A 23,802-nucleotide genomic window follows, 5' to 3' on the forward strand; every position below is an offset into this window, starting at 1 on the left:
TGAGTGAGAAACAGGGTTCTAACCCTGTTTCTCACTCACGACCACTTGCGCCGAGGCCAGGCCGTGGAACACCGAGTGGGTCTTCCACTCCACTTCGCCGACTTCGCAGCCGCCGTCGAGGAGCTTCGCCAACGCGCCGAGGGCGACCTCGCCCTCGGCCAGCGCGACGCCCGAACCCGGGCACGCGTGCCGTCCCAGGCCGAACGGGAGCCCGTCGGTCAGGGGCACCGCCACCGGGCCGTCCGGGCCGAAGCGCAGGACGTACCGGGCCGGGCAGATCGACGTCACCAGGTCGCGGACCCGCACCGGGGAAGGCGAAGCAGCCAGCTCCAGCCCGGCGCAGGCCAGGAAGTTCAGCGAGTTCTCGTAGGCGGCGTGCGCCAGCACCACCGGGTTCAGCATCAGCTCGTCCTCGTCGAGCCGGCCGGCCGCGTGGGCGTCCCGCAACGCCGTCAGGCCGCCCGGCCCGGCCGGTGACCGGCTCAGCTGCACCGCGAGCCGGAACGCCGACGCCTGCCCGGCCCGGTCGGCGCCGCCGAAGACGTCGAGGTTCGCCGTCGTCTTCTCCAGGTGGTCGAGGAAGACGTCGTCGAGGGGCACGCCCAGCACCGCCGACGTCACCGCGCCCGCCACCGGCCGCGCGAAGTCGCGCACGAGGTCGAACGACGACCCCAGCCCGGCCACCACGGCTTCGATCGCCGCGATCACCGAGCCGGGCAGCGGCTCCAGGTCCGCGATGATCTCCCGCAGCACCCCGCGCACCCGGGCGTGACCCTCGCCGTCGCGCAGCAGCACGCTCGGCGAGCCGCCACCTGGATCGGACGTCAGATCGGGGGACCGCAGGGCGTGCACGCACGCGTCGCGGCCGGAGACCAGGCCGATCCCGTGCCGCTCGAACTCGTCCATCGCCTGCCCACGGTAGGGCAGGATGAGGCCGTGCCGCCCGCAGACGTCCCGGAAGAGGTCCTGACCACCCCGTTCACGGACTACCTGCTCCGCAACGCCGCCGAAGACCGCCCCGCGTTCACGTGCCGCACTTTCCCGGGTCCCGCCGACCACACCCTGAGCTGGCCGCAGGTGCTCGACCGCGTCCGCGGGGTCGCGCGCGAGCTGCGCCGCTTCACGCGGCCGGGCGACCGGGTGGCGATCGTCGCCCGCCAGGACCTCGGGTACGTCGTCGCCTTCCTCGGCACGCTCTACGCGGGCCGCGTCGCGGTGCCGCTGTCCGTGCCGACCGGCCGGACCGGTCGCGCCCGGATCGAGTCGGCCTTCGCGGACGCCACCCCGGCGGCCTGCCTGACCTCGGGTGACCTCCTGGAGAAGGTCCCGGCGCCGCCGGACGTCGTGCTCGCGATCGAGAACGTAGAGCCCGACGAGACCGAGCCGCCCGCCGAGGTGGCGATGAGCGACCCGGCGTACCTGCAGTACACGTCGGGTTCGACGCGCCGCCCGGCCGGCGCGGTGATCTCGCACCGCGCGCTGGTGGCGGCCTGCTGGCAGACCACCGAGTGCTACCACGCCGACGCGTCGACAAACCTCGCCGGCTGGGTGCCGTTCTTCCACGACATGGGGCTCGTGCTGCTCGTCGGCACGCCGGTCTTCCTCGGCGCGCACTCGGTGTTCTTCACACCGATGGAGTTCGTGCGCGACCCGCTGCGCTGGATCCGGCTGCTCGCCGAGCACCCCGGCGCGATCACCGCCGCGCCGAACTTCGCCTTCGACCTGGCCGCGGAGGCGGCGGGGGAACTGGCGGACGTCGACCTTTCGCACGTCAACTCCGTGCTCAACGGCAGCGAACCGATCCGCGCGGCCACCGTGGACGCCTTCGCTCGCGCCTTCGCGCCGTTCGGGCTGCCGCGCACCGCGCTCAAGCCGTGCTACGGCCTGGCCGAGGCGACGGTGTTCGTCGCCAGCGCGGGCGACGAAGGCCCGACGGTCACGACGTTCGACGGGCGTGAGCTGGTCTCGGTGGGGAGGCCGTACGGCCAGCGGATCCGAATTGTCGACAAAGAAATCTGGGTGTCCGGCCCGAACATCGCGGACGGCTACTGGGGGCAAGGTCCCTTCGCCGAGGACGGCTGGCTCCGCACGGGTGACCTCGGCTTCGTCAACGACGGCCTGCTGTACGTCACCGGCCGGCTCAAGGACCTGATCATCGTCGACGGCCGCAACCACCACCCGCAGGACATCGAGGCCACGGTCGAAGCCGCGCACCCGAACGTCCGGGCCGGGCGCGTCGCCGCGTTCGCGGTGCGGGACGGCGGTGGCGAGGGGGTGGCGGTGGTCGTCGGCTGCACCGGCCACGACGGCGTCGAGACGGCGGTCCGGCGGGCCGTGTCCGCGGGTCACGACCTGCCGCTGAGAGCCCTCTGGCTGGTCCCGCCGGGCGCGGTGCCGAAGACGTCCAGCGGCAAGGTGTCCCGCGCCGCGGCCCGCGACCGCTGGTGGGGCGAGAATGGGCGCCATGACTGACCCGGCCGCCGCCCACGCCGACGAGATCCGGACGATCGTCTGCCGCGCCTTGGAACTGCCGCCGGAGCGGCTGACCGACACAACACCGTTCGACGACATCGGCATGACGTCCCGCCAGCGCGTCCAGCTGCTCGCCAGGGTCGAGGTCCGTTACGGCGTGTCCGTGGATCTGGACGAGCTCGACCGCCTGGTGGACGTCCGCGGCGTCGCGGAAGTCATTTCCGAAGCGCTCGCCGCGCAGCACCCCACCGGGTGAGTGCACTTGGGCAAAGCCCAGGTAGGCCGCCCGGCCGAACGCTAGACTCTGTGTGCATCTGCGACGGCACCGAACGGCGTCCGGGTGCGTCACAGTCTTGACACCCGGAACAGGGGCTGTGGATCGAAGGGGGAAAGCCGACCATGCCAGACGGTTACGAAGCGAGTTCCGAGGCGATGACGCGGGCGCAGATCCGCCTCAACGACGTCGCGGACGACCCGGCCGCCGAGGCCAAGAAGGTCGCGCCCACCGAAATCGCGCAGGCGGACTTCGGCCGTGTCCACGGTGATGGCTATTCCAAGTACAAGTCCGGGATCGACGAGATCGGCGCGGGCATGACCGGGCTGTCGAACGCGCTGATGAACCTCGGCAGCGGCATCGGCACGGCCGGCTCGAAGTACTCCGCGCAGGAATCGAACGCCGGTGCGCAGGCGAACGCGGCGGGGAGCAAGTAATGGCCGACTGGGCGGAAGTCAAGAAGATCCTCGATGACCCGAACGTCTCCATGGAGACGAAGACGGAGCTCATGGAGGAGTACGACCGCAACACCTTCAACTTCAACGACGAAGAAGAGAAGTACGCCAAGGAGTACATCGAGAACTACTCCGACGACGGCGGCGACTACCGGGTCTTCGAAAACGACGACACCGACGAAATCGTCGCGCGGGCGAAGCAGGAGTCGCAGGCCAAGGGTAAGGAACAGCAGGCACAGACCGACCGCAAGAACACCGCGAAGAAGAACCTCGACGGAATCGCGACGCCCACGCTGGGAGCCGGCGCGAAGACTTCCGACGAAATGCTCGACCAGGGCAACGTCACGGTCGACTTCCTGGTGCAGTGGACCGACGAGATCTGGAACAAGATCAAGGGCGGGTCCGGCCACATCGACTCGCAGAAGGACCTCAAGGACAAGTTCCACGAGAACCGCGGCATCCAGTTCCAGAAGTTCCTCACCGAGGCCGACGACCTCGCCAAGGCCCACAAGGTCGTCGAAGACTCGCTGGGCAAGAGCGACACCGAGCTCCAGACCCTCTTCGGGGAGTGGAAGGGCAAGGGCGCGAACGCGGCGGAGATCAAGTACGACGAGACGATCAAGCCGCACGCCAAGGAGCTCTCGCAGCAGATCGACGGCGCCGCGAAGCTGATCCCGCAGACCGTGACGCACGTCTACGACGCCGTCAAGAAGAAGGTCGACGAGGTCCTGCAGCTGCACCGCACGACCGTCGCCCAGGCCGACATCACCATGGCGCGGGACGTCCTCAAGATCGCGAACGGCGAGACCGACGAGTTCGACGACTTCATGAAGGTCGCCGGCTGGGTCGACGCCGTCAACGCGAAGAACGGCAACCAGACGAACCTCGCCGAGCGGCTGCAGAACGACGACTGCGGCTTCAACGACGAGAACAAGGAGTACGGCCGCAACGTCTGCCGCTACTGGCGTGACGGCGCGTTCGCGACCGAGTACCAGGGCCTGATCAACGCCTTCAACGGCTCCTGCAAGTCCGCCAAGGACACGATCGACCAGCAGTTCGGCGCGCTCGAGCGGTTCATGGACGGCTACCGCAACCAGCTCACCGAGGCCAAGAACGACGGCGGCGGCGACAAGGGCGGCGGCGACACGCACAACGGGAACGGCGGCGACACGGGCGGCGGCTCGAACGGCGGCGGCGGGTCCACCGGCGGGGGCGGCAGCACCGGTGGCGGCGGCAGCACGACGCCGTCGGCGGCCGAGCCGCCCGCGACCGGGGACCCGGCGAAGCCCGAGGACGGGAAGAACCCGATCACCGGCCAGCCCCTCGAGGTCGACCCGTCGACCGGAAAGCCGTACCCGATCGACCCGACGACCGGTGAGGCCATCAAGGACACCGACGACACCGACACGGTGTCGGTCAAGAAGGGCGACAACACGATCGAGATGTCCGAGCCCGACAAGGAGGGCAAGCAGGACATCTCCGTCGACGACGGCCACGGCAACAAGAAGGACTACCACCTCGACTGGGGTGACGACGACAAGGCCGAAGCCGGCAAGGACGGCAAGGACGGCGCGAAGGCCGACGACGGCAGCTTCGGCCCGCAGGGTTCGCAGCAGGGGGCCGTCAAGGACGGGCAGCCTTCGGCCGACGGCAGCTACAAGCCGGGTCCCGACGGCAAGATCCACATCAAGGACGGCAACCTCGAGATCACGGCCGAGCGGCCGGAGGGGCCCGACGGCCCGACGATCGTGACCGTCGACGACGGCAAGGGCGAGCCGACGACGTACACGCTCGACGAGAAGGACGACCCCAAGGCGAGCGACCTCAAGACCGACCCCGCGTCGACCGACGGCAGCAGCTCCGCGATCCAGCACGACAAGGACGCCGAGTCGCCGCTGACGAAGGACCCGGCGCCGGCCAACCCGGACCCGGGCTTCACGCAGGGCGCGGCGGCTTCTGGCGGCTTCGCCACCCCGGGCGGCCAGGACTTCTCCGGCGACTTCGGCGGCAGCGTCGGTGCCGAGCCCGCGATGGCCACGGCCGACGCGGGCGTCGGCGGCGGTGACTCCGGCGTGGCCGGCGGTGGCGGCGGCGACTCGACGACCACGGCCGGGGCGAGCGACTTCGGGTCCGCCGTCACGGGCGGCGGGTCGGCGGACTTCGCCGGCGCCGTGTCGCTGGACCCCGGTGCGCAGACGGGCAGCGACGCGTCGATGCCGATGTCCGACGGCAGCGGGCTCGGCGCGACCCCGGTCGACCCGGGCATGCACCAGGCCGCCGCGAGCTCGTCCGGCGGGATGAGCGGCATGGGGGGCATGGGCATGATGGGCGGCATGGGTGGCGCGCCGGGTGGCGGTGGCGGCGGTGACCAGCAGCGCGGGCCCAGCCAGTACCGCATCGAGGGCGGCGTCTTCGAAACGAGCGGCGCCAAGGGCCGGATCAGCGGCTCGCTGGACGACGAGGGTGACCGTTCGATCCGGTACGACCGGTGACCAGGGCTGAGGAGGGGCGATGACCAGCGCGGAAGACCGGTATCGCGCGGCGATCTCGACGATGGACGCCGCGGCGCGGGAGCAGGACGAGCAGCGGGGGCTGCGCGAGCGCCGGGTCGCGGAGGCCGAGACGCAGGCCCGCGAAGGGCTGAAGAACGAGCTCGCCGCCGCGCAGAAGTACGCCGAGCACATGGACGAGCTCAACAAGCGCAAGCAGAGCGCGGGTGGCTGGGCGACGGAGAAGACGCTGGCCGACAAGGGCCGCGAGTCGCTGATGGAGTTCGGCGTCGAGGACGAAGAGGCGGACACGGGCCGCACGCCGTACCCGACGCCGAGTTACGGGACGCCGCTGCCCGCGCCGGCGGCGGTCGCGCCTCAGCCGGAGCCGCCGGCCCCTCCCGCGCCCGCCGCGCCGGAGCCGCCGAAGCGGGGGCGGCACGCGCGTCAGGTGGAGGACGAGGACGACTTCTCCAGCACGAGCTGGCTGGTCTGAGGTTTCTTCGGAAGGGCCCGGCTTCGGCCGGGCCCTTTTCGCGTCAGTGCGCGGGCTCTTCTTCGCGCTCGATGGGGGCGCGCTTGACGTCGGCTTCCAGCAGGGGCCGGTACTTGTCGGTGCCGGTCAGGTGCGTCAGGAAGAAGGCCGTGAACAGGGCGCGCGTGAGCTGCTGCGTCTTGCGGTGCGGCTTTCCGTGCATGATCAGCTGCGACCAGTGCCGGCCCTCGGTGACGCCCAGGTGGGTCGACTTGCCGAGGGTGCGCAGCTGGACGTCTTCGCCGCCCCAGGCGTTCGTGATGGCCTCGGCGTGCCCGACCTTCGGAGCGACGAGGTCCTCTTCGGCGGCGAGGTGCAGGCCGGGGACGGTGATGGCCTTCGCCGACTCGGTGGCGGGCGGCAGCGTCTGGGCGGCCGTGATGGTCGCGACGGCCTTGATCCGCGGGTGCTCGGCCTGCGCGTCCTGAGCCGCGGCGAGGACGGCGGAGCCACCCCCGGTCGAGTGCCCGGCGAGGCCGAGCTTGGCCGGGTCGACGCTGATGCCGTCGGGCCCGAGCCGCACGGTCGTGACGACGTCGAGGGTGGTCAGCAGGTCGGCGGCGAGCAGCCGGTGCGACGGAAGCGGACCCCGCTGGGTCGCGGGCGCGGCGGCGACGATGCCCCAGCTGGCGAGGTGGTGCAGCAGCTGCCGGTACCGATCGGGCGGCTGCAGCCACCCGTGCCCGAAGGCGACGGCCGGCAGCCCGAGCCCGGCGCGCGGCGTGAACACCACGCCGGGCAGCCCGACCAGGGCGAGGTTGCCGCGAAGGACCTCGTGCGGACCCGGGTGCGTGAGCTCCGCGAGCAGCTGCTTGGGCTTGCTGGCCATGGCCGGAACCCTACTGTGCGCGCCGCACCGCGGCTCGCCCGCCGCACCGGCGAGCCGCTGTGCGGGGTCGCCGGAGCCGTTGGGCTGCGTACCTGGACGGTCGGCTCGCGTACTCGGAGGGTCGGCTCGCGTGCCTGGAGGGTCAACTCGCGTGCCTGGAGGGTCGACACGCGTGATTGGAAGGTCGACTCGCGTGCCTGAGCGGTCGGCTCGTGTGTCTGGAGGGTCGACACGCGTGCTTGGGCAGACGACTCGCGTGCTTGGAGGGTCGGCTCGCGTACCTGGGCGGTCGGTTCGCGTGCCTGGAGGGTCGGCTCGTGCGTGCTGCCGGGTGGGCCTGCGGGCCTCACCCACGGGTGCACCAAAGCCGCATTGGTCCGGACCATGTCCACCCCTGTCAACACTGGTCAAAGCCCCTTTCCGGACCCCGTCAACCCGCTGAATATCCCTCGTTAGGCTGGTGCGCGTGTGTGGAATCGTGGGATATGTCGGGCACCGCCCGGCTCTGGACGTCGTCCTCGGCGGGCTCCGGCGCATGGAGTACCGCGGTTACGACTCGGCCGGTGTCGCGGTCCTCGACGGTGCCGGTGCGCTGACCGTCGAGCGCAAGGCCGGCCGGCTCGCCAACCTGGAAGCCGAGCTCGACAAGGTCGGCCGTGACAGCATCACCGGCACCGCCGGCATGGGCCACACCCGCTGGGCCACCCACGGCGCGCCGATCGACCGCAACTCGCACCCGCACCGCGATGCCTCGCAGCGCGTCGCCGTCGTGCACAACGGCATCATCGAGAACTTCGCCTCCCTGCGCGCCGAGCTCGAGGCCGACGGCGTCGAGATGGCCAGCGACACCGACAGCGAGACCGCCGCGCACCTCGTCGCCCGCGCCTACGCCGAAGGCGACACCAAGGGTGACCTCGCCGCCAGCGTCGCCGCCGTCTGCCGCCGCCTCGAAGGCGCCTTCACCCTCGTCGTGACGCACGCCGACCAGCCGGACACCATCGTGGCCGCGCGCCGGTCGTCGCCGCTGGTCGTCGGGGTCGGGGAGGGTGAGCACTTCGTCGCCTCCGATGTCGCCGCCTTCATCGAGCACACCCGCGAGGCCGTCGAGCTCGGCCAGGACCAGCTCGTCGTCATCACCCGCGAGGGCTACGAGGTCACCGACTTCCACGGCGACGCCGCCCAGGCCAAGCCGTTCACCGTCGACTGGGACCTGTCCGCCGCCGAAAAGGGCGGCCACGAGTACTTCATGCTCAAGGAGATCGAGGAGCAGCCCGAGGCGCTGGCCAACACGCTGCGCGGGCACTTCGAGTCCGGCCGGATCATCCTCGACGAGCAGCGCATCTCCGACCAGGACCTGCGCGACGTCGACAAGGTCTTCGTCGTCGCCTGCGGTTCGGCCTACCACTCCGGCCTGGTCGCCAAGTACGCGATCGAGCACTGGACGCGGCTGCCGGTCGAGGTCGAGCTGGCCTCGGAGTTCCGCTACCGCGACCCGGTCCTCGACCGCGACACGCTGGTCGTCGCCGTCTCCCAGTCCGGCGAGACGGCGGACACGCTCGAAGCCGTCCGGCACGCCCGCGAGCAGAAGGCGCGCGTCCTGGCCGTCTGCAACACCAACGGCGCGCAGATCCCGCGTGAGTCCGACGCCGTCCTCTACACCCACGCCGGGCCCGAGATCGGCGTCGCGTCGACCAAGGCGTTCCTCGCCCAGATCGCGGCCAACTACCTGGTTGGCCTGGCGCTGGCGCAGGCCCGCGGCACCAAGTACCCGGACGAGGTCGCGCGCGAGTTCGCCGAGCTGGAGGCCATGCCCGCGGCCGTCCAGAAGGTACTGTCCACTGTGGACCAGGTGCGGGACCTCGGCCGCAGGATCGCCGACTCGAAGGCGATCCTGTTCCTCGGCCGCCACGTCGGGTTCCCGGTCGCGCTCGAGGGCGCGCTGAAGCTCAAGGAACTGGCATATATGCACGCCGAGGGCTTCGCGGCCGGCGAGCTCAAGCACGGCCCGATCGCGCTGATCGAAGAGGGCTTGCCGGTCGTCGTCGTGATGCCGTCGCCGAAGGGCCGCGCGGTGCTGCACTCGAAGCTGGTGTCGAACATCAGCGAGATCCAGGCCCGCGGCGCCCGCACGATCGTGATCGCCGAAGAGGGCGACGAGACGGTGCGGCCGTTCGCCGACGAGCTGATCGAGATCCCCGCGGTGCCGACGCTGCTGCAGCCGCTGGTGTCCACGGTGCCGCTGCAGGTGCTGGCCGCGGAGATCGCCCGCGCCCGCGGGTACGACGTCGACAAGCCGCGTAACCTGGCGAAGTCCGTCACTGTGGAGTAACACAGCGTAAAGCGGGGGGTCGAGCCGTGCAGGGAATCTGGACCACAGAACGGATTCGCGAGGCGGAGGGGCGGGCGTTCGCCGTCACGCCCGACGGCGAGCTGATGCGCCGGGCGTCGTTCGGCTTGGCGGTGCAGATCGCCGACCTGCTCGAAGACCACACCGGCGCGGTGTCCGGCCGCCGGGTCGTGCTCCTGGTCGGCTCCGGTGACAACGGCGGTGACGCACTCTGGGCCGGGGCTTTCCTCCGGAAGCGCGGAGTCGCCGTCACGGCGATCCTGCTGAAGCCCGAGAAGGCACACCCCGCCGGTCTCAAGGCCTTGCGCCGGGCGGGCGGCCGGGCAGTGTCCGCCGAGGACGGTCCACAGTGGATCGAACGCGCCGACGTCGTGGTCGACGGGATCGTCGGCATCTCCGCCAGCGGGTCCTTGCGGCCGGCCGCCGCGCGGCTCGTCGAGCTGGTCGAGGCACCGATCGTCGCGGTCGACCTGCCCAGCGGCGTCGACCCGGACACCGGTGCCGTCGACGGCCCGGCGGTGCAGGCGACCCGCACGGTGACGTTCGGCGCGCTCAAGCCGGTCCACGTGCTCGCGCCGTCCTGGTGTGGCGAGGTCGTGCTGGTCGACATCGGCCTCGAGCTGACGGACCCCGACCTGCGGCGGCTCGACATCGTCGACGTCGCCGCGGCCTGGCCGGTGCCCGGGCCGGAGGACGACAAGTACAGCCAGGGCGTCGTCGGGATCGCGGCGGGCTCGGCGACCTACCCGGGCGCGGCGGTGCTGGCGGCGGGTTCGGCGGTCCGCGCGACGTCGGGGCTCGTGCGCTACGCGGGCCACGCGGCCGACGTCGTCCGGGCGCAGTGGCCCGAGATCATCGCGACGGGCACGGTCGCGGACGCGGGCCGCGTCCAGGCGTGGGCGGTCGGCCCCGGCATCGGCACGGGTTCGGAGGGCCGCGACGTCCTCCGGCACGTGCTCGGCCAAGGCGTCCCCGTCTGCGCGGACGCCGACGCGACGACGATCATCGCGAAGTCCCCGGAAGTCCTCGACGCCCGCGACCCGGACACGCCGCTGGTCTTGACCCCGCACGCGGGCGAGTACGAGCGCCTGATGGGCCGGAAGCCGGGCGCGGACCGCGTCGCGGCGGCGCGCGAAGCGGCGAAGAAGTACAACGCGGTGGTGCTGCTGAAGGGGCACTGCACGGTGGTGGCGGCCCCGGACGGCCGCGTCGCGGTGAACGCGCCCAGGGGAGCCTGGCTGGCGACGGCGGGCTCGGGCGACGTGCTGTCCGGCCTGGTCGGGGCCCTGCTCGCGGCCGGCCTGGACCCCTGGCTGGCGGCGGCCGCCGCGGCGAACGTCCACTCGCTGGCGGGCGCGATCGCGGCCCAGAACGCCCCGACCTCGGCATCGGGCCTGGTCCACGCGATCCCGGAGGCGATCCGCTCGATCCGCTCCTTGGCAACCTGAGAAGAGTTATCGAGTTCTCTGTTAACTCCCGGCGATAAATCTGGTAAGAATGCCGTGTGAGCGGCGGCACAGCACCTGGAGACCGGAAGACCCGGCCGTCCGACGCCGTCGTCGAACAGCGGCGGCAGGACATCCTCGACCACGTCATCGAGCACGGCGAAGCCCGCATCGACGACCTGACGACGAGGTTCCGGGTCAGCCTCATGACCATGCACCGCGACCTCGACGACCTCGCCGAGCGCCGCCTCCTGCGCAAGCTCCGCGGCAAGGTCGAGGCCTACCCGGCGCTCACCATCGAGACCGCCGCCCGCTTCCGCGACACCCTCCACCACGGCGAAAAAGAAGCCCTCGGCGAGGCCGCCGCGAACCACGTGCAGCCCGGGCAGACCGTCTTCGTCGACGACTCCACCACCCTCCTCCCGCTGGTCAAGCGGCTGGCCGAGATCGACGCCCTGACCGTCGTCACCAACTCGCTGCACGCCGCCCGGCTGCTCGGCCCGAAGACCGACGTCGTGCTGGCGGGCGGCCGGTACTCGCCCGAGTACGACTCCTGCGCCGGGCCCGAGGTCCTCGGCCTGCTCGACTCCATCCGCGCCGACGTCTCGTTCGTCTCGGTCACCGCCGTCGCCGTCGGGCGGCTCTTCCACCCCGACCGCGACTACGCCGAGCTCAAGAAAGCGGCCCTCAGGGTCGCGAACCAGACGGTGCTCGTCGTCGACCACTCGAAGTTCGGCCGCACCGCCACCTACGCGCACGGCGACGTCGGCGACTACGACCTGCTGATCACCGGCCAAGCCACGCCCACCGAGGAGATCGAGGCCGCGCTCAACGCCGGCACTGCGATCGAGATCGTCGAACACGTCGCAGAGGGGCAGCCTTATGACAGCTGAGCTGGTCGCCGGCATCGACTCGTCCACGCAGTCGACCAAGGTCGTCGTGTGCGACGCGAGCACCGGTGAGATCGTCCGCACCGGCCGCGCGCCGCACCCCGACGGCACCGAGGTCGACCCCGCCGCCTGGTGGGACGCCTTCCAGGAAGCCACGAAGGGCCTGCTCGACGACGTCAAGGCCATCGGCGTCGGCGGTCAGCAGCACGGCATGGTCACCCTCGACGAGCACGACGAGGTCGTCCGCCCCGCGCTGCTGTGGAACGACACCCGCTCCGCGCAGTCGGCGCTCGACCTCGTCGACGAGCTCGGCGGGCCCTCGGTCTGGGCGAAGTCCGTCGGCTCGGTGCCGGTCGCCAGCTTCACCGTCACGAAGCTGCGCTGGCTGGCCGACCACGAGCCCGAGCACGCCGACCGCGTCGCCCGCGTGCTGCTCCCGCACGACTGGCTGACCTGGAAGCTGACCGGCGGCACCCCGGTCACCGACCGCGGCGACGCCTCCGGCACCGGCTACTTCTCGCCGTCCGACAACGCCTACCGCCTCGACGTCCTGGCCCACGCCTTCGGCGGCCGGACGCCGGAACTGCCCACCGTGCTCGGCCCGGCCGACGCCGCCGGCCACACCCCCGGCGGAGTGCTGGTCTCGGCCGGCACCGGCGACAACATGGCCGCCGCGCTGGCGCTCGAACTGCAGCCCGGCGACGTCGTCGTCTCGCTCGGCACCAGCGGCACCGTGTTCGGCGTCGCCGAAAGCGGCGCGGCCGACGCGTCCGGCGAGGTGGCCGGGTTCGCCGACGCCACCGGCCGGTTCCTGCCGCTCGCCTGCACGCTCAACGCCGCCCGCGTCCTGACCGCGACGGCCGGCATGCTCGGCGCGACGCTGGGCGAGTTCGACCGGCTCGCGCTGCGGGCCGAGCCCGGCGCCGGCGGCCTCACCTTCCTGCCCTACCTCGACGGCGAGCGCACCCCGAACCTGCCGGACGCCACCGGCTCGCTGTCCGGCCTGACCCGGGCGAACATGACCCCGGAGAACCTCGCGCGCAGTGCCGTCGAAGGCATGCTCTGCGGCCTGGCCGCCGGCCTCGACGCGGTGCGCGCGCACGGCCTCGACGTCCACCGCGTGCTGCTGATCGGCGGGGGCGCGCAGTCGGCCGCCGTCCGCGCGGTCGCGCCGCTGGTGTTCGGCGTGCCCGTGCAACTGCCCGAAGTCGCCGAGTACGTCGCCGTCGGCGCGGCGCGGCAGGCGGCTTGGGCCCTGACTTCCAGTGCGGAACCCCCGTCCTGGCAAGGAAACAGCAAAGCGCGGCTCGAGCTGGACGAGCCGACCGAGGCGCAGCGCGCCGAGGGCCACCGGATCCAGCAGCGCCACCTCGAAGCCCGCGAAGCGGCGCACGGGGTCCGGCGGAATCTCGGAGAGGACTGACCGATGGCTTCCATCACCTACGACAAGGCGACCCGGCGCTACGCCGGTTCGGAGCGCCCCGCGGTCGACGCGCTGGACCTGGAGATCGCCGACGGCGAGTTCCTGGTGCTGGTCGGCCCGTCCGGCTGCGGCAAGTCGACCAGCCTGCGCATGCTCGCCGGCCTCGAGGACATCGACGACGGCGCCGTCTGGATCGGCGACCGCGACGTCACGCAGCTGCCGCCGCGCTCGCGGGACATCGCCATGGTGTTCCAGAACTACGCGCTGTACCCGCACATGACGGTCGCGCAGAACATGGGCTTCGCGCTGAAGATCGCCGGCCGCCCCGCGTCCGAGATCAAGCAGAAGGTCCACGAGGCCGCGAAGCTGCTGGACATCGTGGACTACCTCGACCGCAAGCCGAAGGCGCTCTCCGGTGGTCAGCGCCAGCGCGTCGCGATGGGCCGCGCGATCGTGCGCGAGCCGCAGGTCTTCCTGATGGACGAGCCGCTGTCGAACCTCGACGCGAAGCTGCGCGTGTCGACGCGTACGCAGATCGCCGCGCTCCAGCGCCGCCTCGGCGTCACCACCGTGTACGTCACGCACGACCAGGTCGAGGCCATGACGATGGGTGACCGCGTCGCCGTGCTGTCCGACGGCCTGCTGCAGCAGTGCGACACCCCGCGCGCCCTGTACGACCGGCCCGCAAACGCTTTCGTCGCCGGGTTCATCGGCTCGCCGGCGATGAACCTCGCCACCGCGAAGCTCACGGCCGACGGCGCCGAGGTGGGTGGCGCGCGCGTGCCGCTGACCCGCGAGACCATCGCCGCGGCCGACGGGGACACCGTGACCCTCGGCTTCCGGCCGGAGGCCCTCGAGGTCGCCGATGGGGAAGACGGCACCCTGCCGATCAAGGTCGACCTGGTCGAGGAGCTCGGCTCGGACGCCTTCGTCTACGGCAAGCTCGCCCAGACCGACGCCGACGACACCCGGCCCAACGTCGTCGTCCGGGTCGACCCGCGCACGCCGCCGGCCATGGGCGACACCCTGCACCTGCGGATCCGTCCCGACGAGCTGCACGTGTTCTCCGCCACGTCCGGGCTCCGCCTGCCCTGACCTCGGGTCGTGGGAAACTGGAGGGCGTTATGTCCTCCAGTTTCCCCAGGGCCCAGGTCGACATCGACCTCGACGCCCTCCGCCACAACCTCACCCTGCTGGGCGCCCGCGCGCCCGGTTCCGAGGTGATGGCCGTGGTGAAGGCCGACGCCTACGGCCACGGCGCGCTGCCGGTGGCGCGCGCCGCGGTCGAGGCCGGCGCGGGCTGGCTCGGCACCTGCTCGCTCGGCGAGGCCCTCGCCCTGCGGGAAGCCGGGATCACGACCCGCCTGTTCAGCTGGCTGGACACGCCCGACGTCGACTTCGCCGCGGGCATCGAGGCGAACGTCGACCTCGCGGCCAGCTCGACCGGTGAGCTATCTCGCATCGCCGCCGCGGCTCCCGCGGGTACCCGGGCCCGTGTGCACCTCAAGATCGACACCGGGCTCTCGCGCAACGGCTGCCCGCCCGCCCGCTGGGCCGAGCTGGTCGAAGCGGCGGCCGCCGAACCGCGGGTCGAAGTCGTCGCGATCTGGTCCCACCTCGCGTGCGCGGACGAGCCGGACCACCCGGCGACCGACCTCCAGGCCAAGCGGTTCGCCGAGGCCTACGACGTCGCCCGCGCGGCCGGGCTCGACCCGAAGCGGCACCTGGCGAACTCCGCGGCCCTGCTCACCCGGCCGGACCTGCACTTCGACGTCGTCCGGCCCGGGATCGCGATGTACGGGCTCAACCCGGTGCCGCAGGCCGAAGACCTGCGCCCGGTCATGACGTTCCGGTCCGCGGTCGCGCTGGTCAAGCGCGTCGAAGCCGGCGAATCGGTGTCCTACGGGCACACCTGGACGGCGTCGCGGGACACGAACCTCGCGCTGGTGCCGGCCGGGTACGCCGACGGCGTCCCGCGGTCGCTGTCCGGCCGGATGGACGTGTGGCTCGGCGGGCAGCGGCGGCCGGTGGCCGGGCGCGTCTGCATGGACCAGCTGGTCGTCGACTGCGGGGACTTCGAGCCGGCCGTCGGCGACGAGGTCGTCCTGTTCGGGCAGGGGACGCACGGCGAGCCGACGGCCCGGGAATGGGCCGACAAGCTGGGCACCATCGACTACGAGATCGTCACCTCGATGTACCGCCCGCGGGTGCGGCGCCGGTATCTGGGGGCGCGCTCGTGACACCTTCACGTCGACTGCTGGCCATCGCCGGCGGGGTCGGGGCCGTCGCCACCGGGACCGCCGCCGCCGCTATCGCCGTCGCCGCGCAGCAGCGGCGGCACAGTGAGGATCCGTACGTGGACGAGCCGCTGGGGGAGCTGAAGCCGGACCGTACTTCCACGGTCGCGGCCGAGGACGGCACGCCGCTTTCGGTCGAGGAGATCGACCCGGAGGACGGCGGAAAACCTGAACTGACTGTCGTGGGGGTACACGGCTTCGCGCTTTCGCGGCGCTGCTGGCATTTCCAGCGTCGCGACCTCGCGAAGCTCCGCCTGCCTCGCGTGCGTCAGGTCTACTACGACCACCGCGGCCACGGCCTTTCCGGCGCGGCGTCCGCGGAGAACTCGACGATCGAGCAGCTCGCGCGCGACCTCGACGTCGTGCTGCGGTCCGTGGTGCCGGACGGGCCCATCGTGCTGGTCGGGCACTCGATGGGCGGCATGGTGATCATGGAGCTGGCCGCCGAGTTCCCTTCGCTGTTCGAAGAGCGTGTCGAGGGAGTCGCCTTCATCGCGACCGCGGCGGGCGAAGTGGGCGCACGTGGGTTGCCGCGTTCGCTGCTCTCGAAGTACAACCCGCTGACGCGCGCCGCCGGCGGTCTCGCCGGCTGGCAGCCGGGGCTGGTGGAGTTCGTCCGTGCCGCGGGCGGGCAGCTGACGCGCCAGGCCGTGCGGCGGCTGGCGTTCGGCAGCCGCGACGTCGCACCGAGGCTCGTCGACTTCATGCTCGAAATGCTCGAGGTGACGCCGGTCCGCGGGCTCGTCAACTTCGTCGACACGCTCGGCAGCCACAACCGGTACGCGGCACTGGCCGGGCTGAAGCACGCGGAAGTGCTGGTCATCGGCGGTGACTCGGACCGGTTCACGCCGTTCTCGCACGCCGAGCGGATCGCGGCCGAGCTGCCCGACGCGGAGCTGGTGCGCGTCCGCGGCGCCGGCCACATGGTGCAGCTCGAGCAGCCCGAGCTGGTGAACAGCCATCTGATCGATCTCCTGCAACGCTGTTCCGGTGCGGACGGCGAAAACTCGTCCCGGCGAACCTGGTGGTGGCAGCGTTGACGCATGAGTTCCCGACGCCCGAAGACACGATGGAGTTCGGGCGGTCCCTGGGCCGGTCCCTGCGCGCGGGTGACCTGGTGCTGCTCGCCGGTCCCCTCGGCGCGGGCAAGACGACGCTGACCCGCGGCATCGCGGACGGCCTCGGCGTGGGCGGCCGCGTCAGCTCACCGACGTTCGTCCTGGCCCGCGTCCACCCGGCGGGCCCGGCGGGGGTGCCCCTGGTGCACGTGGACGCGTACCGCCTGGGCGGCGACCTGTCCCAGCTGGACGACCTCGACCTGGACACGGACCTGGAACGCTCGGCGATCGTGGTCGAGTGGGGCGAGGGTTCGGCGGAGCGGCTGTCGTCGGACTACCTGGTGGTCAGGTTGGACCGCCGCGAGGACGACGTCCGCGAGGTGACGCTCGAACCGCACGGCACCTGGGCCGATCGCGTTCCGGAGCTGACCCGCGCGTGAGCCCGGCACGACAGTTCGTCGTGCTGAACGACGCGCCGTTGGGGGACGGCGCGGACGAGGACCTGCTCGAGGTCACGTCGGTGGCTCGCGCTCTCACGGATCTCATCGTCGCCTCGCGAGACACCGCACCCTTCACACTGGCCGTCGACGCGGCGTGGGGGATGGGCAAGAGCAGCCTGCTGTACCGGCTGCAGGCGACCCTGTCCGCCGAGCCCGCGGTGTCCACGGTGTGGTTCAACGCGTGGACCTCGGGCCGGGCGAGCGCACTGGAAGGCCTGATCAAGTCGGTCCTCCTGGGCTTCGACCGCAACGTCATCCGGCGCGCGCTGCGTTCGATGTCGAAGCGTGCTCACCTGCTCGGCGCGGTGCGAAGCCTGGGCCTGGTGGCGGCCAGCTTCTTCGGCCTCGGCCGGGTCGTGGACGAAATGTGGCAGCGGATGTCGCTGGACGCCCGGGCCCGCAACCAGATCAAGGGCGTCCTGCGCGACGCGTTCGGGGCCTGGATGGCGAAGGGCGCCGCCTCGGACGGCGGCCGGCTCCTGGTCGTGTTCGTCGACGATCTGGACCGGTGCGCGAGCGACCGCATCGTCGAGGTGTGCGAAGCGATCAAGCTCTACCTGGACGTGCCCGGCATCGTGTTCGTGCTCGCCTGCGACCAGAGCGCGCTGTGGCGAGCGGTCCAGGAGTCCGCGGGCATCGGCGACCCCGCGGCGGCGGTGGAGTACCTGGAGAAGATCGTCCAGATCAGCTACCGCATCCCGGCGCCCTCGCCGGAGCAGGCGATGCGCCTGGTGGACGGGTATCTGGACCGCTCGCGCACCGCCGGACTGTTCGGCGAGCCGCTCAAGAACCTGATCATCGGACGCTCGGGCCGCAATCCGCGACGGATCAAGCGGCTGATCAACAGCTTCGTGCTGGAGTACCACCTCAACCGCTCCTGGGACGCGATCGGGCTGGAGAACCTGGTCAAGGTGATCATGCTCCAGCACTTCTACCCGGCCTTCTACCGGCTGCTCACCAACCCCCGCCACCTCGACCTGATCAGCGAGTTCCTCGAGTACCACGATTACCGCACGGCGGCCCGGCAGGGCGGGGACGTCGACGCGGACCGCTGGGCGGAGCTGTTCGCCTCGAAGGGCCTGCGCCCGCCGCAGTCGTCCGAGCTCGACGAGCTGGAGCGCGAGCTGCCTGCCGAGTACCCGGCGCTCGCGGCGGACCGGGACTTCGTGACGCTGCTGCGCAGCATCGACGGTCCCAGCGAACGGCTGATGGAGCAGCTGCAACGCCGTCCGTTGACCTTGTTCCAGCCGCTGGTGGAGCGGCCGGACGAGCCAGAGCCGCTCGAGCCGCCGTTACGCGGCCGGCGCGCGGTGCGCGCGCGGCTTCGCGCCGGCGAGCCGTCCCGGCCGGCGCTGCGCGACCTCCGGATCCTGTGGATCGACGATCAGCCGCCGAACAACGCCGGTCTCGCCGACTACCTGCGGTGGAGCGGGGTGCACGTGGACGTGACGACCGGCCGGGCGAAAGCTTTGGCGGCGTTCTCGCGGCACCGCCCGGACGCGGTGCTGTCGGACTTCCGGCGCGGGACGGAAGAGGACGCGGGCATCGACGACCTTGCCTTCTTCCGCGGCGAAGAGGTGGCGTACTCCGGACCGGTGCTGTTCTTCTCCGGGAAGATCCCGGGCTTGGTGCTGCAGGAGCGGATCCGCGAGCTGCGCGCCGACGGTCCGACGAACAACGAGGAAGACGTCGTGCAGTGGCTGGAGCGGGTGGCGGCGGCGAAGAACGCCTAGCCGGCCGGGCTGACCACCGCCCGTGCCACGCCCAGGTCCACCAGGTCCTGGGGCCGCAGCCGCAGCTGGTCCGCCAGTTCCGGGACCTCCGAAGCCGGCCGCTTCAGGATGGCCGCCGCGGCCTCCGGGGACGTCACCGAGAAGTACGCGTCCGGTGTCACCCACGTCGAGCCCGCCGCCGCGAACGCCAGCGCTCCGCCTGAACCGCCCTCGCCGATCACCAGTGTCGTCACCGGGATCGATGCCGTCGCGACCGCTTCGAACATCGCCGCGATCGCGCCGCCCGCGCCCGCCTGCTCCGCCGCCGCGTCGTTGGCCGCGCCCGGGGTGTCGACCAGGGTCAGCACCGGGATACCCAGCCGCGAAGCCAGCTTGACCAGCCGCGCCGCCGTCCGGAAGCCCGAGGGCAACGTCGGTGTGCCGCACTGGGCCGCGTACGCGATCGTCCGGCCGTCGCGCCAGCCGAAGCCGCACGACACCCCCGTGTCGACGCCGCCCGCGCGGTCGCCGCTGACGTCCGAGCGCCAGTCGAAGTACGCGTCGAGGTACTCGACGGCCCGCGGCCGGCGCGGGGACCGTGCCGCCTCCACCGCTTCCCAGCCCGTCGAAGGCAGCGAAGCCGAGCGCAGCGCGGAAGGCGGGGGAGCCGCCGCCGAGGAACGCGCCGTCAGCAGCCGCAACCACCGCTCCAGCACGGCGCCGAGTTCGTCGGGGGAGACGATCGCGTCGACCTGACCCCACTCGTACTTGGCCTCCGCCGTGTACGCCTCGGGCGAACCCGCCGGCCGCACCCGCGAGCCCGCGAAGCCGACCTGCGCCTCCGGCAGCGCGAGGATGACGTCGGCGCCCGCGCCGAGCGTCGCCCAGCCGCCGCCGGTCGTCGGGTCGCGCAGCACGGAGATCTGGGGGATGCCCGAAGCCCGCGTCAGCGCCGACGCCCGCGCCACCCGCTGCAGCTGCATCAACGCGCGCATGCCCTGCTGCATGCGGCTGCCGCCGGTCGAAATCAGCGAGACCACCGGCAGCCGTGCGTCGCGGGCGTGCGCGAACGCCGCCTCGATCCGGTCGCCGGTGCGCTGCCCGAGCGAGCCGCCGAGGAACCCGAACTCGAACGCGACCAGCACGGCCTCGACGTCGCCGACCTTCGCCGTCCCGCAGACGACGGACTCCTTCTCGCCGGTGCGCTCTTCGGCGGCGGAGCGTGCTTCGCGGTAGCCGGGCCAACCGATCGGCCCGTCGGCCGGCTCGTCGCGCAACAGCGTCGGGAACTCCACGAAGCCGTTGGCGATCGCGCCGACGATCTCGCGCGCCGGCTGCCTAGTCACCGAGCGCTCGCTTCATGACCTTGCCCATGTCGTTGCGCGGCAACGCGTCCAGGTACCGGACGACCCGCGGGCGCTTGTGCGGCGCGAGCAGCTTCGCGACGTGGTCGGCCAGCTCCTCGGCCGCGGGCGGCGCACCGGAAGGCACGATCCACGCGACGATCCGCTCGCCGAGGTCGTCGTCCGGTTCGCCGGTGACGGCCGCTTCCGCGACGCCGGGGTGTTCGAGCAGCGCGTTCTCGATTTCGCCGGCGCCGATCTTGTAGCCGCCGCTCTTGATCAGGTCGGTCGCCTTGCGCCCGACGATCTTCACGTACCCGTCGGTGTCGCGCGTGGCCATGTCGCCGGTGCGGAACCAGCCGCCGTCGAACGCGGCCGCCGTCGCGTCCGGGCGGTTGAGGTACTCGGTGAACAGGTTGGGCCCGCGCACCTGGATCTCGCCGACGGTCTCGACGTCGTCGATCGCCTCCCCGGCGTCGCCGACCAGCCTGAGCTCGACGCCGCGCAGAGGGACGCCGACGGTGCCGGGCTTGCGCTCGCCGTCCGCGCGGACGCTCGTGTTCATCAGCGTCTCGGTCATGCCGTAGCGCTCGACGACCTGCTGGCCGGTCGCCGCGGTGATCCGCTGGTGGTCGTGCACCGGCAGGGCCGCGGACCCGGAGACGAGCAGCCGCGCGCTCTTCAGGGCGTCCGCCAAGGCGGCGTCCGAGCCGACTTCGCCGGCGATCCGGTGGTACATCGTCGGGACGCCGAACAGCATCGTCGCGCCGGCCGACAGTTCTCGCGCGACGCCCTCGGTCGAGAACCGGCCGAGGTGGCGCACCGAGCCGCCGCGGCGCAGCGGGCCGAGGATGCCGAGGATCAGGCCGTGCACGTGGAACAGCGGGAGCGCGTGCACCAGGACGTCGCCGGCGGTCCAGCCCCAGGCGTCCTCGAGCGCGTCGAGCGTCGTCGCGATCGACCGGCGGGGGAGGACGACACCCTTCGGCGGCCCGGTGGTGCCCGACGTGTAGACGATCAACGCGGGCGTCTCGGGGTCCGGCTCCTCGGCGGTTTCGCCTGCGGAGCCGGTCAGCGGGATGTCCCGGCGGGGCAGCTCCGCCAGGCCCGCGGGCAGTTCGACGCCCGGTTCGGCCAGCACGAGCTGCGGCTCGCTGTCGGCGAGGATGTGCGCCAGCTCACGCTCGCCGATCTTCGGGTTGAGCGGCACGGCCGGGACGCCGGCCAGCAGCGCGGCGACGACGGCGACGCTCGTGTGGATGGTCGGGGTCGCCCAGACGGCGACGCGGCCATGGGGGAGCCCCGCCGCGAGACCACCGGCGACCGCCGCTAGCTCCTCGTAGGTCAAGGCCTGTTCGCCGAACCGGAGGGCTTCTTTGCCCGAAGCTGATATGAGAGTGGGGAACAACGGGTCGGGCACCGCGGGGACCTCCCAGTGTCGGACGCGTCTCGCACGTTACCGTGCGGATCAGTCCCCTGCAGCAAGCGGCCGAAGACCCTGGTCGTACGCTTGCTTACCGTGTTGGTACTGGCGATCGATACCTCGACCCCGGCGGTGACCGCGGGCGTCGTCATGGTGGACGGCGACGGGGTCGAGACGCGCGGCGAGCGTGTCACCGTGGACCCCCGCGCCCACGGCGAGCTGATCATGCCGCACGCGCTGGCCGCCGCCGAGGCCGCCGGAGTGTCGCTCAAGGACCTCGACGCGATCGTCGTCGGCGTCGGTCCCGGCCCCTTCACCGGCCTGCGTGCCGGGATGGCCACCGCCGCCGCGCTCGGGCACGCCCTCGGCCTGCCGGTGTACCCGGTCTGCAGCCTCGACGCGCTGGCCGCCGACGTCGCCGCGGTCGACAGCGCTTTCCTCGTCCTCACCGACGCCCGCCGCCGCGAGGTCTACTGGGCCGCCTACGACGCCGCCGGGAACCGCACCGACGGCCCGCACGTCCAGCGGCCGGCCGACCTGGAAACGGACATCAAGGTCGCGGCCGGCGACGGCGCGGTGCTGTACACCGCCGCGCTCGACGTCCAGCCGATCGAGCCGCGTTTCCCGTCGCCCGCCGGACTGGTGAAGGCCGCGCGGAGCGCGTTGCTGGCGAAGGAAACGCCCGCGCCGCTGACGCCCCTGTACCTGCGGCGTCCCGATGCCGCCGAGCCCGCCGCGCCGAAACGGGTGACCGCGCCGTGAGACTCGGGCCGCTGCGCCGCCGGGACATCGCCCGGTGCGTCGAGATCGAGCAGATCCTCTTCCCCGGCGACGACCCGTGGAGCTCCCGCGCCTTCCACTCCGAGCTGGACGCGGGCAACTTCTACCTGGCCGCGCGCCCGGACGAGACCGACGAGCTGCTCGGGTACGCCGGGCTGGCCGTCGTCGGGCGCCGCCGCGGCGAGTACGAGGCGACCGTGCACACGATCGGCGTCGCGCCGGAGTACCAGCGCCAGGGCATCGGCAAGGCGCTGCTGCGAGCGCTGCTGGAGCGGGCGGACGAGTTCGAGGCGCCGGTGTTCCTCGAGGTCCGCACGGACAACGACTCGGCTCTCGCGCTGTACGAGAGCCACGGCTTCGAACGGCTCGGCATCCGGAAGCGCTACTACCAGCCCTCCGGCGCCGACGCGTACACGATGGTCCGCCCGGCGCGGACGCGAGACGAGGTGGCGGGCTGATGTCGCGCATCATCATGGGCATCGAGAGCTCGTGCGACGAGACCGGCGTCGGCCTGGTCCGCCTGCACGACGACGGCGCGGTCGAGCTGCTCGCCGACGAGGTCGCCTCCAGCGTCGAGCAGCACGCCCGCTTCGGCGGCGTGGTGCCCGAGGTCGCGAGCCGGGCCCACCTCGAAGCGATGGTCCCGACGACCGAGCGGGCGTTCGAGAAGGCCGGGCTGTCCCTGTCCGATGTGGACGCCATCGCGGTGACGGCGGGGCCGGGCCTGGCCGGCGCGCTGCTCGTCGGCGTCTCCGCGGCGAAGGCGTACGCGACGGCGCTGGACGTGCCGCTCTACGGCGTCAACCACCTGGCCGGGCACATCGCGGTGGACACGTTGCAGCACGGGCCGTTGCCGGCGCCGTGCCTGGCGCTGCTGGTCTCGGGCGGGCACACGCAGCTGCTGCGCGTCGACGACATCGCGTCGTCGATCACCGAGCTGGGGTCCACTGTGGACGACGCGGCCGGCGAGGCGTACGACAAGGTGGCGCGGGTCCTCGGCCTGCCGTACCCGGGCGGGCCGCCGATCGACAAGGCGGCGAAGAACGGCAATCCGTCCGCGATCGCCTTCCCGCGCGGCATGACCGGCCCGCGCGACGCGAAGAACGACTTCTCGTTCTCCGGCTTGAAGACGTCGGTGGCGCGCTGGGTCGAAGCCGCGGCTCGCCGCGGCGAGGAGATCCCGGTGGACGACGTGGCGGCGTCGTTCCAGGAGGCCGTCGCGGACGTGCTGACGATGAAGGCGATCCGGGCGGCCAAGGAGCAGGGGATCGGCACGCTCGTGATTTCGGGTGGCGTGGCGGCGAACTCGCGGCTGTCGTCGCTGGCGGCCGAGCGCTGTGCCGCGGCGGGCATCGAGTTGCGCGTGCCGCGGCCCCGGCTGTGCACGGACAACGGCGCGATGATCGCGGCTTTGGGCGCGCACGTGGTGGCGGCCAAACGCCCGACTGCGCGGCTGGACTTCAGCGCGAACCCGGCCCTGCCGGTGAACGTGGTCTCGCTCTAGCCCACCCGGCCCACCCAAAGGTCTTG

At 72.1% G+C, this 23,802-nt stretch carries 21 protein-coding genes; 17 read left to right on the forward strand and 4 right to left on the reverse strand.

Annotated features, from left to right (window positions below; genetic code table 11):
• Positions 1 to 18: 18 nt before the first annotated feature.
• On the reverse strand, positions 19 to 906 hold the full coding sequence (locus QQ657_RS29005) for a cytochrome P450 family protein (RefSeq protein WP_284745424.1): 888 nt from the start codon (positions 904 to 906) through the stop codon (positions 19 to 21).
• Positions 907 to 936: 30 nt separating this feature from the next.
• Here QQ657_RS29005 and QQ657_RS29010 point away from each other — a divergent pair, with 30 nt between their 5' ends.
• The 5 genes from QQ657_RS29010 to QQ657_RS29030 all read left to right on the forward strand — a co-directional run bounded on the left by QQ657_RS29010 (position 937) and on the right by QQ657_RS29030 (position 6,186).
• A complete protein-coding gene (locus QQ657_RS29010) occupies positions 937 to 2,472 on the forward strand; it encodes a fatty acyl-AMP ligase (protein ID WP_284745425.1) in 1,536 nt (511 codons plus the stop codon).
• Positions 2,465 to 2,728 (forward strand): acyl carrier protein, encoded by a 264-nt coding sequence (locus tag QQ657_RS29015; RefSeq protein ID WP_284745426.1) that lies wholly within the window; start codon positions 2,465 to 2,467, stop codon positions 2,726 to 2,728. The genes QQ657_RS29010 and QQ657_RS29015 overlap by 8 nt, the downstream gene beginning before the upstream one ends.
• Positions 2,729 to 2,871: 143 nt before the next feature.
• Complete coding sequence (locus QQ657_RS29020; protein WP_284745427.1) at positions 2,872 to 3,183, forward strand: hypothetical protein; 312 nt, start codon at positions 2,872 to 2,874, stop codon at positions 3,181 to 3,183.
• Positions 3,183 to 5,693: a hypothetical protein gene (locus QQ657_RS29025; RefSeq protein WP_284745428.1), complete on the forward strand. Its 2,511-nt coding sequence runs from the start codon at positions 3,183 to 3,185 to the stop codon at positions 5,691 to 5,693. Before QQ657_RS29020 ends, QQ657_RS29025 begins: the two co-directional genes overlap by 1 nt.
• A gap of 19 nt (positions 5,694 to 5,712) precedes the next feature.
• A complete protein-coding gene (locus QQ657_RS29030) occupies positions 5,713 to 6,186 on the forward strand; it encodes a hypothetical protein (RefSeq protein WP_284745429.1) in 474 nt (157 codons plus the stop codon).
• 43 nt (positions 6,187 to 6,229) lie between these two features.
• On the opposite strand, the gene QQ657_RS29035 is transcribed toward QQ657_RS29030, so the two are convergent.
• Entirely contained in the window at positions 6,230 to 7,054 is an 825-nt protein-coding gene (locus tag QQ657_RS29035) for a dienelactone hydrolase family protein (protein WP_284745430.1), read from the reverse strand.
• A 466-nt stretch (positions 7,055 to 7,520) separates the two neighbouring features.
• Here QQ657_RS29035 and glmS point away from each other — a divergent pair, with 466 nt between their 5' ends.
• From glmS to QQ657_RS29080, 9 genes are read left to right on the forward strand one after another with little or no spacing between them, the layout of a single operon-like run.
• A complete protein-coding gene (glmS, locus tag QQ657_RS29040; protein ID WP_284745431.1) occupies positions 7,521 to 9,383 on the forward strand; it encodes a glutamine--fructose-6-phosphate transaminase (isomerizing) in 1,863 nt (620 codons plus the stop codon).
• Positions 9,384 to 9,409: 26 nt separating this feature from the next.
• Positions 9,410 to 10,849, forward strand: coding sequence for an NAD(P)H-hydrate dehydratase (locus QQ657_RS29045; protein WP_284745432.1), 1,440 nt, complete (start codon positions 9,410 to 9,412; stop codon positions 10,847 to 10,849).
• 56 nt (positions 10,850 to 10,905) lie between these two features.
• Complete coding sequence (locus tag QQ657_RS29050; RefSeq protein ID WP_284745433.1) at positions 10,906 to 11,739, forward strand: DeoR/GlpR family DNA-binding transcription regulator; 834 nt, start codon at positions 10,906 to 10,908, stop codon at positions 11,737 to 11,739.
• Positions 11,729 to 13,159: a xylulokinase gene (gene xylB, locus QQ657_RS29055; protein WP_284745434.1), complete on the forward strand. Its 1,431-nt coding sequence runs from the start codon at positions 11,729 to 11,731 to the stop codon at positions 13,157 to 13,159. Before QQ657_RS29050 ends, xylB begins: the two co-directional genes overlap by 11 nt.
• Before the next feature lie 3 nt (positions 13,160 to 13,162).
• Positions 13,163 to 14,254, forward strand: coding sequence for an ABC transporter ATP-binding protein (locus tag QQ657_RS29060; RefSeq protein ID WP_284745435.1), 1,092 nt, complete (start codon positions 13,163 to 13,165; stop codon positions 14,252 to 14,254).
• A 29-nt stretch (positions 14,255 to 14,283) separates the two neighbouring features.
• Positions 14,284 to 15,399 (forward strand): alanine racemase, encoded by a 1,116-nt coding sequence (gene alr, locus QQ657_RS29065; RefSeq protein WP_284745436.1) that lies wholly within the window; start codon positions 14,284 to 14,286, stop codon positions 15,397 to 15,399.
• On the forward strand, positions 15,396 to 16,496 hold the full coding sequence (locus tag QQ657_RS29070) for an alpha/beta fold hydrolase (protein ID WP_284745437.1): 1,101 nt from the start codon (positions 15,396 to 15,398) through the stop codon (positions 16,494 to 16,496). The genes alr and QQ657_RS29070 overlap by 4 nt, the downstream gene beginning before the upstream one ends.
• A complete protein-coding gene (gene tsaE / locus QQ657_RS29075; protein ID WP_284745438.1) occupies positions 16,493 to 16,954 on the forward strand; it encodes a tRNA (adenosine(37)-N6)-threonylcarbamoyltransferase complex ATPase subunit type 1 TsaE in 462 nt (153 codons plus the stop codon). Before QQ657_RS29070 ends, tsaE begins: the two co-directional genes overlap by 4 nt.
• The gene (locus tag QQ657_RS29080) at positions 16,951 to 18,747 is read left to right on the forward strand and encodes a P-loop NTPase fold protein (RefSeq protein WP_284745439.1); all 1,797 of its coding nucleotides are present in this window, start codon (positions 16,951 to 16,953) and stop codon (positions 18,745 to 18,747) included. The genes tsaE and QQ657_RS29080 overlap by 4 nt, the downstream gene beginning before the upstream one ends.
• On the opposite strand, the gene QQ657_RS29085 is transcribed toward QQ657_RS29080, so the two are convergent.
• The gene (locus QQ657_RS29085; protein WP_284745440.1) at positions 18,744 to 20,072 is read right to left on the reverse strand and encodes a carboxyl transferase domain-containing protein; all 1,329 of its coding nucleotides are present in this window, start codon (positions 20,070 to 20,072) and stop codon (positions 18,744 to 18,746) included. The two genes, QQ657_RS29080 and QQ657_RS29085, sit on opposite strands and share 4 nt — an antisense overlap.
• A complete protein-coding gene (locus QQ657_RS29090; RefSeq protein ID WP_284745441.1) occupies positions 20,065 to 21,489 on the reverse strand; it encodes an acyl-CoA synthetase in 1,425 nt (474 codons plus the stop codon). The genes QQ657_RS29085 and QQ657_RS29090 overlap by 8 nt, the downstream gene beginning before the upstream one ends.
• Positions 21,490 to 21,588: 99 nt before the next feature.
• On the opposite strand from QQ657_RS29090, the gene tsaB reads away from it, so the two are divergent.
• From tsaB to tsaD, 3 genes are read left to right on the forward strand one after another with little or no spacing between them, the layout of a single operon-like run.
• The gene (gene tsaB / locus QQ657_RS29095; RefSeq protein WP_284745442.1) at positions 21,589 to 22,254 is read left to right on the forward strand and encodes a tRNA (adenosine(37)-N6)-threonylcarbamoyltransferase complex dimerization subunit type 1 TsaB; all 666 of its coding nucleotides are present in this window, start codon (positions 21,589 to 21,591) and stop codon (positions 22,252 to 22,254) included.
• Complete coding sequence (gene rimI, locus QQ657_RS29100; RefSeq protein ID WP_284745443.1) at positions 22,251 to 22,730, forward strand: ribosomal protein S18-alanine N-acetyltransferase; 480 nt, start codon at positions 22,251 to 22,253, stop codon at positions 22,728 to 22,730. The genes tsaB and rimI overlap by 4 nt, the downstream gene beginning before the upstream one ends.
• Positions 22,730 to 23,776 (forward strand): tRNA (adenosine(37)-N6)-threonylcarbamoyltransferase complex transferase subunit TsaD, encoded by a 1,047-nt coding sequence (gene tsaD, locus QQ657_RS29105; RefSeq protein ID WP_284745444.1) that lies wholly within the window; start codon positions 22,730 to 22,732, stop codon positions 23,774 to 23,776. Before rimI ends, tsaD begins: the two co-directional genes overlap by 1 nt.
• The last annotated feature ends 26 nt before the right edge of the window (positions 23,777 to 23,802 follow it).

The sequence above is a fragment of the Amycolatopsis ponsaeliensis genome, from assembly GCF_030182635.1.
In the GTDB taxonomy this organism is placed as follows: domain Bacteria; phylum Actinomycetota; class Actinomycetes; order Mycobacteriales; family Pseudonocardiaceae; genus Amycolatopsis; species Amycolatopsis ponsaeliensis.